Annotated in this window: 7 protein-coding genes; 6 read left to right on the top strand and 1 reads right to left on the bottom strand. The window is 69.5% G+C overall.

The window, feature by feature from the left end:
- On the bottom strand, positions 1 to 1,834 hold a 1,834-nt coding region (locus VFG40_RS11650), incomplete at its 3' end, for an adenosylcobalamin-dependent ribonucleoside-diphosphate reductase (RefSeq protein WP_324897588.1).
- A 480-nt stretch (positions 1,835 to 2,314) separates the two neighbouring features.
- Between VFG40_RS11650 and VFG40_RS11645 the strand changes: the two genes are divergently transcribed.
- From VFG40_RS11645 to VFG40_RS11620, 6 genes are all read left to right on the top strand, one after another.
- Positions 2,315 to 3,694, top strand: a complete 1,380-nt coding sequence (locus VFG40_RS11645) for a Do family serine endopeptidase (protein WP_324897585.1) — start codon at positions 2,315 to 2,317, stop codon at positions 3,692 to 3,694.
- Between the two features lie 474 nt (positions 3,695 to 4,168).
- Positions 4,169 to 5,494, top strand: a complete 1,326-nt coding sequence (locus VFG40_RS11640; protein WP_324897583.1) for a LysM peptidoglycan-binding domain-containing protein — start codon at positions 4,169 to 4,171, stop codon at positions 5,492 to 5,494.
- A gap of 11 nt (positions 5,495 to 5,505) precedes the next feature.
- The gene (locus tag VFG40_RS11635) at positions 5,506 to 6,198 is read left to right on the top strand and encodes an HAD family hydrolase (RefSeq protein ID WP_324897581.1); all 693 of its coding nucleotides are present in this window, start codon (positions 5,506 to 5,508) and stop codon (positions 6,196 to 6,198) included.
- Between the two features lie 136 nt (positions 6,199 to 6,334).
- Entirely contained in the window at positions 6,335 to 7,714 is a 1,380-nt protein-coding gene (locus tag VFG40_RS11630) for a leucyl aminopeptidase family protein (RefSeq protein ID WP_324897579.1), read from the top strand.
- A 50-nt stretch (positions 7,715 to 7,764) separates the two neighbouring features.
- Positions 7,765 to 9,093: an aspartyl/asparaginyl beta-hydroxylase domain-containing protein gene (locus VFG40_RS11625; protein ID WP_324897577.1), complete on the top strand. Its 1,329-nt coding sequence runs from the start codon at positions 7,765 to 7,767 to the stop codon at positions 9,091 to 9,093.
- 209 nt (positions 9,094 to 9,302) lie between these two features.
- Positions 9,303 to 12,182, top strand: coding sequence for a TonB-dependent receptor domain-containing protein (locus VFG40_RS11620; protein ID WP_324897575.1), 2,880 nt, complete (start codon positions 9,303 to 9,305; stop codon positions 12,180 to 12,182).
- The last annotated feature ends 92 nt before the right edge of the window (positions 12,183 to 12,274 follow it).

Below are 12,274 nucleotides of genomic sequence, written 5' to 3'. Positions count from 1 at the left end.
TCTGCGACGCGGCCTGGATGTCCACGTGCTCCTTCGGGCTGATGTCATCGGCGCTGATGAAGTAGTCGGGCAGCTTCGCGGCGGCGTCCTCGGCGAACGGCATCGCCTTCGGGTTCACCCGCTCGCGGTAGGCGAGCAGCTCGTACGACCAGACGTCGACCTTCTCCTTCGACTTCTTGCCCTCGCGGATCACGTTGCGGCTGTAGTGGTGCGCGAAGCTGGGCTCGATGCCGTTGGAGGCGTTGTTGGCCAACGACAGCGAGATGGTGCCGGTGGGCGCGATCGAGCTGTGGTGGGTGAAGCGCGCGCCGGTGTCGGCAAGCTCCTTCACCAGGTTGGGCGCCACGGTGGCGATGCGCTGCATGTAGCGGCTGTATTTGGCGTGCAGCACGCGGCCGGGAATGGTGTCGCCGACCTTGTAGCCGTCAGCGGCCATTTCCGGGCGCTTGCGCAGCATCTCGCCGGTGACGGTGAAGTCCTGCGCGAGGATGGGCGCGGGGCCCTTCTCGCGGGCCAGCTCCAGTGCCACTTCCCAGCCGGCCACGGCCATCTCGCGCGACACCTCCTCGGTGAAGCCGACCGCGTCGGCAGTGCCGTAGCGCATCTTGAGCATGGTGAGCGTGCTCCCTAAGCCCAGGAAGCCCATGCCGTGGCGACGCTTGGAGGTGATCTCCTTGCGCTGCTGCTCCAGCGGCAGGCCGTTGATCTCGACCACGTTGTCGAGCATGCGGGTGAACACCTTCACCACCTCGCGGTACTCGTCCCAGTCGAAGCGGGCCTTGGGGCCGAACGGGTCGCGCACGAAGGTGGTGAGGTTGATCGAGCCGAGCAGGCACGAGCCGTACGGCGGCAGCGGCTGCTCACCGCAGGGATTGGTGGCGCGGATGTGCTCGCACCACCAGTTGTTGTTCATCTCGTTGACCTTGTCGATCAGGATGAACCCGGGCTCCGCGTAGTCGTACGTGGAGACCATGATCATGTCCCACAGGTGGCGCGCGCGGATGATGCCGTAGATCTTGCAGGCGACCAGGCCGTCGTCGCGGCGCACGTAGTTCTCGTGGGTGGGCCACTCGCGCCACACCACCTTGGACTCGTCGGCCAGGTCGAGCTCGCCCTGCTCCTTGACGTGGATGGGGAAGACCATCGGCCAGTCGGTGTCGCGCTCCACCGCCTGCATGAAGCCGTCGGTGATCAGCAGGCTGAGGTTGAACTGGCGCAGGCGGCCATCCTCGCGCTTGGCGCGGATGAACTCCTTGGCGTCCGGGTGGGAGATGTCGAACGTGCCCATCTGCGCGCCGCGACGGCCGCCGGCGGACGACACCGTGAAGCACATCTTGTCGTAGATATCCATGAACGACAGCGGCCCGGACGTGTAGGCGCCGGCGCCGGAGACGTACGCGCCGCGCGGGCGCAGCGTGGAGAACTCGTAACCGATGCCGCAGCCGGCCTTCAGCGTGAGGCCCGCCTCGTGCACCTTCTCCAGGATGTCGTCCATCGAGTCGCGGATGGTGCCGGACACGGTGCAGTTGATGGTGGACGTGGCGGGCTTGTGCTCCAGCGCGCCGGCGTTGGAGGTGATGCGGCCGGCCGGAATCGCACCGCGGCGCAGCGCCCACAGGAACCGCTCGTTCCAGTGCTCGCGCAGCTCGGGGGTGGCTTCCACGTCCGACAGCGCGCGGGCGACGCGGCGGTAGGTGCCGTCCACGCTGTCGTCGACCGGTTCGCCGGCCTTGTTCTTCAAGCGGTATTTCTTGTCCCAGATGTCCTGGGATGCCGGCTGCAGAGGAATCTCCACGGCATCACGACCCACTACTGGCGCGCGAGCGGTACTCATCAGTTTACTGACCTCCGGGTGCCGCCTCACGACGGCACGTAGTTGTATTCGACCAGACCGTTCGCACCGACTCGCCGCAGCACACACCCCGATGGCTGAAACAGACCATGGCGGCGCGCTTGCGCTGTCGCTCGATGCCACCGGCCTCCCCCTTCGAGAGACAACCGTCTTCACACCAGCGCTGGGTTGAACCCAGGGACGCGCACACAAGATATTGTGGTTGCGAACGGACCGAGACCGTACTGCCGCCGGCCCGGGTTGTAAAGAAATTTTTGCGTCTTGAAGACCCCCTGCGACCACCGCACCGGCGAAGCTGTCGCGACAGGATTTCTGCACATGCCCGCCCCGTCTGGAAAACGCCGAAGGTGCCCCGCACATCGGTGCGCTGGAACCCACGCGCGCGATCACAGTCGAACGGCGGTTCGCCACGCCGCGACGTGGCCGGACCGGTCGCCCGCCCGCAAAACGAAGGAGCCTTTGATGAAGCCGCGCATTCGACGCATTCCCCACGCCCTGGCGCTGGCCGCCGCACTCGCGCTGGGCGCGCTGCCGCAGGCCGGCATGGCGACGCTGCCACCGGCGGTGAACGGCCAGCCGATACCGTCGCTGGCGCCGATGCTCAAGCAGGTGACGCCGGCGGTGGTGAACATCTCCACCAAGACGCGCGTGCCGGTGCGCGATCCGTATTTCGACGACCCGATGTTCCGCCAGTTCTTCGGCCTGCCCGACACCCCGCGCGAGCGCACCGAGCAGAGCCTGGGCTCGGGCGTGATCGTGGATGCGGACAAGGGCTACGTGCTCACCAACAACCACGTGGTGGGCAATGCCGACGACATCACGGTGACGCTGCAGGACGGGCGTGATTTCAAGGCCACGCTGATCGGCACCGATCCGGATACCGACGTGGCGGTGGTGCAGATCAAGGCCACAGGCCTTCAGGCGCTGCCGATGGCCGACTCCTCGCAGCTGCAGGTGGGCGACTTCGTGGTGGCGGTGGGCGACCCGTTCGGGCTGGGCCAGACGGTGACCTCGGGCATCGTTTCGGCGCTGGGGCGCTCGGGCCTGGGCGGCACCGACTACCAGAACTTCATCCAGACCGACGCCTCGATCAACCCGGGCAACTCCGGCGGCGCGCTGGTGAACCTGCGCGGCGAGCTGGTCGGCATCAACTCGATGATCTTCTCGCCGTCCGGCGCCAGTGCGGGTATCGGCTTCGCCATCCCCACCAACCTCTCCGGTGCAGTGATGAAGCAGCTGATCGCCCACGGCAAGGTGGAGCGCGGCAGCCTTGGCGTGCAGACGCAGGATCTCACCCCGCGCATGGCCCGGCTGCTCGGGGTGCAGGCGTCGGCCGGGGTGGTGGTGACGCGCGTGAGCGATGGCTCGGCGGCGGCCAGCGCGGGCATCGCCCCGGGCGACGTGCTCACCTCACTCAACGGGAAGCCGCTGCGCAACAGCGGCGAACTGCGCAACAGCGAGGGACTGCTGCCGCTGGGCAGCCGCGTGTCGCTGGGCCTGCTGCGCGACGGCCAGCCGCGTGAGGTGAGCGCGGTGCTGGCAGCCGAGAAGCTCGCCACGCTCGACGGTGGCGCGCTCGACCCGCGCCTGGCCGGCGTGCGTTTCAGCGAGTTGAACGAGCGCGAACGGGCGCAGGGCCTGAGCGGGGTGAAGATCACCGCCGTGCGCGCCGGCAGTGCCGCGGCGCGTGCCGGGCTGCAGCCGGACGACCTGCTGATCGGCATCGGCAACCGCCGCATCGTCAGCGTGCGTGCGCTGCAGCTGCTTGCCGGGGCGCACCCGCGCCAGCTTGCGCTGGCGATCGCCGACGACCAGGGCATGCACTACGTGCTGGTGGACTAGGCGCACCGGGAGGAGCCCGATGCGGCGCCACCGATCAGGTGGGCTCGCGGGAGTGGAAGGCGGGGACGCGCAACGCGCGCGGCCCGTGTCGCGGCGGCGCTCCAAAGGCCGGCGGGCAGCTCGGGCCCGGATCAGCCGCGGCCCGTTCGACCACCGGTTGAAGCCGCCCGCGCACTCGTCCCCAAGCGCGTCCTGGACCCGGTGCTGCCGGCACCTTCGCGATGATGTCCCCGGCCGTGCAGGCCGGCATGGCGCCGCGTCGCGCGGGGGCGCGCCGTAACGACTGGCGCACAAGGGCACAGTGCGACAGCGCACAGCGAGGGTGGTTTCTTAACGCCAGCGCCAGTGCGCGCTTGATGTTTGCCTGACGGACCTATGAAATAGCCGCTTTCGCGCCTGGTGCCGGCCCGCAACGCGCCGCGTCACGCCCCGCTGCCGCCATCATCTGCCCGTCGTCCGAGGTCGCCCATCATCATGTCCGTTCGTCTTGCCCGCCTGTTGCCCGTCACCCTGATCGGTGCATGCCTCGCCACTGCCACCGTCGCCAAGACCGCCGCCAGCGCCGGCACCACCCTGACCTGGCGTGGCGACGTCACCACCGCCCACGGCGTGGTGGTCGATGTGGCCGAGGCATGGCAGAAAGCCGGTCACGGGCGCATCGCGCTGCAGACATTCAACACCGCCTCGGGTCTGGACGCCGTGCGCTCCGGCGCCGCCGACCTGGCCGGCGCGGCGCGCGGCAGCAGCGGCAACCCGGACGAAGCCGGCCTGACCTTCACGCCGGTGGCGTGGGACGGCCTGGTGATGATCACCCACCCGGCCAACCCGGTGCACAACATCACGCTGGCGCAGCTGCACGACATCTACTACGGCAAGATCACCAACTGGAGCCAGGTGGGCGGCAAGAACGAGCCGATCGACCTGTACGCGGTGGCCAGCCCGGGCGACGGCGTGGAGTTCAGCCTGCGCAAGCTGCTGTTCGGCCGCGGCACCCAGCCGGTGGCCGCGCCGCGGCTGTACGTCAACACCACCAAGTTGCAGGAGGGCGTGACGCTCGATCCGCGAGGGTTGGGCGTCACCACCCTGTCCAACGTCAGCGGCAACAGCAAGGTGAAGATGATCCCCATCAACGGCGTGGCGCCCTCGGCCAGCAGCGTGGCCAACGGCAGCTATCCGCTGTTCACCCCGCTGTACCTGGTGACCCGCTCCGACGGCCCGAAGGCCGAGCAGACCCAGGAGTTCGTCGACTTCGTCAACGGCGACAAGGCCAGCGCGGTGATCCGCCGCCACGGGCTGGTGCCGTACCAGGACGGCAGCGCGCTGGCCGCGATGGACTCGTCGCGGCGCGCCCGCATCCTCGCCGAAGTGGGCGCGCGGCCGGTGCCGCCCAGCAGCGGCACGCCGGTGTCCGCGCCCGGCGCGACCTACGCCTCGCGCGTGGCGGTGGCGCCGACCTCCGAGCGCACGCTGGCCGCACGCAAGGCCCTGGATGAGCGTCGCGCTGCCGAAGCAGCGGCCAAGGCCAAGGCCGCCGAGGCGGCAGCCGCGCCGAGCCTGGCCGGCGTCAGCGGCAAGGCGACCACGGTGGAGCGTGCCGGCGACAGCCGTTTCGGCAAGGTCACGGCCACCGCCTACGATCCCACCCCCGCTGGCGGCAAGGCCTATACGGTGAGCCGCGGTGACACGCTGTTCTCGATCGCCCGCAAGCACGCCGTGGACGTGGCTGAACTGCGCCGCTGGAACCACCTCAGCAGCGATCAGGTGAAACCCGGCCAGGTGCTGGTGGTGGGCCAGCGCTGAGCGCCAGCGCCGTGGCGATCCGCGCGATCACGCTCGACCTCGACGACACCCTGTGGCCGGTGATGCCGGCACTGGAACGGGCCGACCACGAGGTCGACGCATACCTGCGCACGCATCACCCGGCGGTGGCCGAGGCCTGGCCGATCGCCTCGATGCGCGAGCTGCGCGCACGCATCGCCGCCGAACGCGTGGACCTGGCCCACGACTTCACCACCCAGCGCCACCTCACCATGCAGTACGCCTTCGCTGCCTGCGGCGTGGGCGAGGCGCCGATCGATGCGCTGTGGGAGATCTACTTCAGCGCGCGCAACCGGGTGGAGCTGTATGAAGACAGCCTGCCGGCACTGCGCCGGATCGCCGCGCGCTGGCCGGTGGCAAGCCTGACCAACGGCAACGCCGACCTTGCGCGGGTCGGAATCGCCGCGCACTTCTGCCATCAGGTGAGCGCGCGCGAGGTCGGTGCGGCCAAGCCGCATGGCGACATCTTTCGTGCCGCCGTGGCGCGGCTGGCGGTGGCCCCGCATGAAGTGCTGCACGTGGGTGATGACCCGGCGCTGGACGTGGCCGGCGCGCGTGCGGCCGGCCTGCGCACCGCCTGGATCAACCGTCGCGGCGAGCCGTGGCCCGAGGCCTTGGGCGAGCCGCCGGAGCTGGACCTGGCCGATCTCGCCGCGCTGGCGGACTGGCTCGAGACGCACGCGTAGCCGGCGCGCGCGACAAGCGCGCATGATGGCCTGTCGACGCAGCCCGCTTGCGTCCGCCGCGGGTCTGCCCGATGGTTTCCCGATTACGTCTTTCCGCCGGCGCGTGGATGCGCCGGCGCGATCCCAAGGAGTCCGCATGTCTGCCCTGATCGAACGCAAGAGCGGCGAGCGCCGCAGCATCCCTGTCGAAGCCGTCACCGCCACACAGCTGCCGGCCGCGCGCAAGCGCCTCGGTGCGCCGCACAAGCGCTGGCTGGAGGAGTGCGGGTTCACCGCGGCGCCGGGCAGCCACGTGCTGCTCGCCGACGCCGCGGGCAAGCTGGTGCGCGTGCTGGCCGGGGTGGATGCCGATGATGCGCTGGGCGCGCTCGCGGCGCTGCCCTGCGCGCTGCCGCCGGGCAGCTATCACCTCGCCGCCGAAGGGGTGGCGCTGGATGCGCAGCACGCGGCGCTGGGCTGGGCGCTGGGTGCCTACCAGTTCACCCGCTACCGCAAGGCGCGCCGGGTACCGGCGACGCTGGCCGTGCCCGGCGCCGACCTTGCCGCGCTCGCCCCGCTGGTGGAGGCCACCGCGCTGGTGCGCGACCTGGTCAACACGCCCACCGAGGACATGGGCCCGGAGCAGCTGGCCCACGCCGTGCAGAAGCTCGGCAAGGCGCACAAGGCGAAGGTGCGCGACTGGGTCGGCGACGAGCTGCTCAAGCACAACTTTCCCACCATCCATGCGGTGGGCCGCGCCAGTCACCGCGAGCCCCGGCTGATCGAGCTGAACTGGGGCAGGAGCGGCGATCCGCGACTGACGATCGTGGGCAAGGGCGTGTGCTTCGACACCGGCGGCCTGAACCTCAAGGGCGGCGACGGCATGCGCTGGATGAAGAAGGACATGGGCGGCGCCGCGCACGCCATCGCCCTCGCCGGCCTGGTGATGGAGGCGCGGCTGCCGGTGCGGCTGACCCTGCTGGTGCCGGCGGTGGAGAACGCCGTCAGCGGCAACGCGATGCGCCCGGGCGAGGTGATCACCACCCGCGCCGGCCTCACCGTGGAGGTCGACAATACCGATGCCGAGGGCCGCTTGATCCTGTGCGACGCGCTCACCTACGCCAGCGAGCAGAAGCCCGACCTGATCGTCGACTTCGCCACCCTCACCGGCGCGGCGCGCGTGGCGCTGGGGCCGGATCTGCCCGCGCTGTTCGCCAACCGCGATGAACTGGCGGCCGCCGTACTGGCCGCCGGCAAGCGCACCGCCGATCCGCTGTGGCAGCTGCCGCTGTGGCGGCCGTATCGCAAGATGCTCGACTCCTACCTGGCCGACATGGCCAACTCCGGCAGCTCGCGCCACGCCGGCGCGATTACCGCGGCGCTGTACCTGGAGCGCTTCGTGCCCGACACCCAGGCGTGGATGCACCTGGACACCTACGCCTGGAACGACGGCGATCGCCCCGGCCGCCCGCGCGGCGGCGAGGCAATGGGGCTGCGCGCGATGTTCGCCTTCTTGCAGAGCCGCTACCCGCGCTGAGGCTGCGCTGGGGCAATCGCGCGGTCGCGGCGGTCCGGTAGGCTGCGCCCATGAGCACGCCGATGGATCCTGCGTCGCAGAGCACCGCCGCCACCTTGCGCACACAGGCGCGGGCCGCGGTGCAGCGCGGCGATGCCGCGCTTGCCGAGCAGGTCTTTGCGGGCCTGCTTGAACTGCTGCCCACAGACGCCGAGGCGCTGCAGTTTCTCGCTGCGCGCGAGCTCGAGCGTGGCCAGACGACGCGCGCGACGCAGCGCCTGCATGCCGCCGCGCAGGCGCAACCGGGCGATGCGGCCGTGCTGCATCAACTGGGGGCGGCGCAGGTGCTCGCCGGCGATCTGCAGGGTGCCGCGGACAGCTTGCGCGCGGCGCTCGCGCTGGCGCCGGGGTTGTTCGTCGCCCAGTTGCGCCTGGGCGCGGTGCTCGAACGACAGGGGCTGCCGCAGCAGGCCGCGCTGGCCTACCTCGGGGCGATGCACGCCGCGCAGGCGAACGGCCGCTGGCTCAGTGACGACACCACCGCGCCAGGCCTGCGCGATGCGGTGAAGCATGCCGCCCGCCATGTCGCCGCCACGCGCCGGGCGCTGTTCGATGCCGCCATCGAGCCCCTGCGCCAGCGCTACGGACGCGCCGAACTGGCGCGCGTCGACCACTGCCTGGCGATCTATCTGCACGAGTTGCCCGCGCCCCTGCCCGATCCGCGGCAGCGGCCGTTGTTCCTGTACTTCCCGGGCGTACCGAGCCAGCCGTTCTATCCGCGCGAGCGCTTTCCCGGCCATACGCGGCTGGAGGCAGCGGTCGCGCTGATTCGCGACGAACTGCGCAGCGTGCTGGCCGGCGCCGACGATCCGCTGGAGCCGTTCCTGGGCACCCCTTCGGCCGCGGCGGTGGCGGCCCGGCTGCTCGAATCCACCGGCGCGCAGGAGGCCGGCTGGGACGCGTTCTTCTTCTACCGGCACGGCGAGCGCTACGACGACCACTGCGCGCGTTGCCCGCGCACCAGTGCGTTGCTCGAGAGCCTGCCGCTGGTGCGGATTCGCGACCACGCGCCGGAGACACTGTTCTCGGTGCTGCGCCCCGGCACCCGCATCCTGCCGCACCGGGGCGTCACCAACACGCGCCTGGTCACGCACCTGCCGCTGATCGTGCCGCCGCAGTGCGCCCTGCGCGTGGGCGGCCAGACGCACGCATGGGAGGAAGGCCGCTGCGTCACCTTCGACGACACCTTCGAGCACGATGCGTGGAACCACAGCGCGCAGACCCGCGTGGTGCTGATCCTGGACAGCTGGAACCCCGACCTGACCGAGGTCGAGCAACTGGCGGTGACTGATCTGGTCGCAGCCATCGGGGACTTCAACCGCGCGGCCTCGAGCCCCTAGCGCAAGCGGCCACGTCAGTGCCGCCGCTCCGATGCGGCTGGCCGATGCCGGTTCGGACGACACCTCGGCTCCCGTGACACGACACGCCGGCGCACCCGCATCGGACGGGAGCATGTCCGGCACTTGCTGGCCGAACAGTCCTTGCTGGCATACTCCAGACGCTTCAAGAGCAGGGGGAAGACACGGATCGACTTCACCGGGGAGATCACATGAAATACGACTTGAATCGCTTGTCATCGGCAGTGCGTCTGGCGTTGTGCGCGGGGGTTTTCTCGGTGGCGGGGGTGGCGCAGGCGCAGGCAACGACGCCGGACAATCCCGAGGCAACGGGGCAGACGGCCCCGCCCTCCAAGAAGGACGCCAAGACCCTGCAGTCGGTGGTAGTCACCGGCTCGCTGATCAAGCGCGTCGACGTGGAGACGGCCAGCCCGGTCGTGACGCTGGATCGGGCGGCGCTCGCCAACTCGGGCAAGCCCGTGCTCGGCGACGTGCTGCAACAGCTGCCCAGCATCTCGGGCAACGCCACCAACCCGCAGAACAACAGCAACGGCGGCGGCGTGGCCAGCCCGCTGCTCGAAGCCGGCGATGGCGCCTCGCGCGTCTCGCTGCGTGGCCTGGGCATCAATCGCACGCTGGTACTGGTGGACGGCCAGCGCATGGCCAACCCGGACATCAACCTGATTCCGCCGGACATGATCGAGCGGGTCGACGTGCTCGCCGAAGGCGCGTCCACCGTCTACGGCTCCGACGCCATCGGCGGCGTGGTGAACTTCATCCTGCGCAAGAACTACAAGGGCGCGCAGTTCAGTCTCAACGACGGCATCTCCAGCCACGGCGACGCCAAGCGCTACGGCTTCAACCTCACCGCGGGCACCACCGGCGACCGCTACAGCATCGTCGGCGGATTGGACTACAACAAGTACGACGAGACGCTGGCCGCCCGGCGCAGGTTTTCCCGGCAGCAGTTGTATCTCTCCAGCGGCGCGGTGGTGGCGGCGGGGTCGAGCTCGATCCCGACCGGCCGTGTCCAGGTGCCGGCGTCGATCGCCGCGCAGTACGGTTGCGACGTCAACTCATCCGGCACCGCGCAGGTCACGCTCGCCTCGGGCGACGGTTCGGCGCTCGGCGACTACCGTTGCCGGCTGGCCTCGGACACCTACAACTACGCCGCGCTCAACTACATCCAGACCGCGCAGAAGCGCACCAACGGTTTCGTGCTGGGCAGCTTCAACCTCACCGACAACGTCACCGCGTTCGTCGATGCGTTCTACAACCACACGGTGTCCAGCGGGCAGGACGCGCCCTCGCCGGTAGGCACCGGCGACGGACTGATCATCTCCTCCAGCAACCCGATCAATCCGTTCGGCATCACCTTCAGCCAGAACCCGGTCCCCGGCGATCCGAACAGCGGCTACAACTTCCAGACCCGCCTGACCGGCGCCGGCACGCGCGTGCACAGCTACACCACCGATACCGGCCAGGTGAACGCGGGTCTGCGCGGCACCTTCGACCAGACCAGCAGCTGGGGCTGGGACGCCTCGATCAACTACAGCCACACCAAGCGCGACCAGCGCGACACCAACGAGGTGGACATCCCCGCCCTGCAGGCCGCGGTCGACGCCGGCGCGAACATTTTCAACCAGGCCGATCCGGCGGTCGGCTCGCTGCTGAGCGCGGGCGTGAAGACGCCGGTCTACGTGTTCACCCAGTCGACCAAGCAGGCCCAGGTCAACGCCAGCGGCGAGCTGTGGGATCTGCCGGCCGGCGCGATGCAGCTGTCGGTGGGCGCGCTGTACCGCAAGCAGTTCATGAACTACACGGTGAGCGACTTCGCCGTGCTCGATCCGGTGACCACCACCTGCCAGATCCTGCAGGAGGCGTGCGGTTCACCCGGCCGCGGCAACTTCGACGTCAAGGAACTCTTCGCCGAGACGCTGATCCCGCTGCTCGCGGACAAGCCCTGGGCGCGCTCGCTCAACATCGACCTGGGTGTGCGCAGCTCCAAATACAGCACCACCGGCACCACCACCAACGGCAAGGTGGCGATCGAGTGGCGACCGACCGACGATCTGCTGGTGCGCGGCACGGTATCCCAGGTGTTCCGGGCGCCGAACCTCAACGAGCTGTATGACGGCCGCACGCTGGTCCAGCCGAACCTCAACGACCCCTGCGTCGGGCTCAGCGCGGCCGAACTGGCGGCGCATCCCGTGGCCTGCCAGTACGTGCCGGTGAACTGGGCCGGCAACTCGCCGGCGCAGGTCAACACGTTCTACTCCGGCGCGGCCACGGTGGGCGCCACGCTGAAACCGGAGAAGGGCAAGTCGATCAACATGGGACTGGTCTACGACCCGGACTGGTTGCCGGGCCTGTCCACCAGTGTCGACTTCTGGCACATCTACCTGTCCGACACGCTGACGGCGATCCAGGCCGACACGGTGGTCAGTTCCTGCTTCAACAACAGCGCCAGCCCGTACTGCTCGTTCATCCAGCGCGAGGACAACACCAGCCGGCAGCCGGGCCAGGTGTTCCTGATCAACACGCCGGTGGTGAACCTGGGCAACCTGAGCACCAGCGGCATCGACTACACGCTGCGCTACAAGGTGCCGCACTTCAACGTGGGCAGCAGCGACCCGGGCAATTTCCAGGCGGCACTGAACACGAGTTACACCTCCACCTACAACGTCAACGCCACGCCCGGACAGCCGGGCGCCGAGACGATCAACTACGCCGGCACCTACAGCCCCCAGTTCGGCAACATCGCGCGCTGGCGCGGTACCGCCACGCTCAACTGGGACAAAGGCAACTGGAACGCCCAGTGGCAGTCGCGCTACATCCATCGCGTGACCGCGCTCAACGCCGATGCCGCCATCACCGGCGTGAACATTCCGGTGGCCTCGGTGATCTACCACTCGCTCCAGCTCGGCTACGCGGTGCCGTCGATCCATACCCGCTTCGACGTGGGCGTGGACAACCTCTTCGACAAGCAACCGCCGCTGCTCTACCAGAACGGTTCCAACTACAACGTGGACACCGCTACCTACGACGTGCTCGGACGCTACTACTGGGCGCGCGCGACGGTGAAGTTCTGAGGGCGTAGGCCGCCTGCAAGCGCCGCAATGCCTTGACGGCAGCCGGAGGGGTCGCGGATCACACCGCGACCCCTCTTGCATACTGCGCACCG

Source organism: Dyella sp. (assembly GCF_035685805.1).
In the GTDB taxonomy this organism is placed as follows: domain Bacteria; phylum Pseudomonadota; class Gammaproteobacteria; order Xanthomonadales; family Rhodanobacteraceae; genus Dyella_A.
This window is presented reverse-complemented; position numbering and strand designations above follow the sequence as displayed.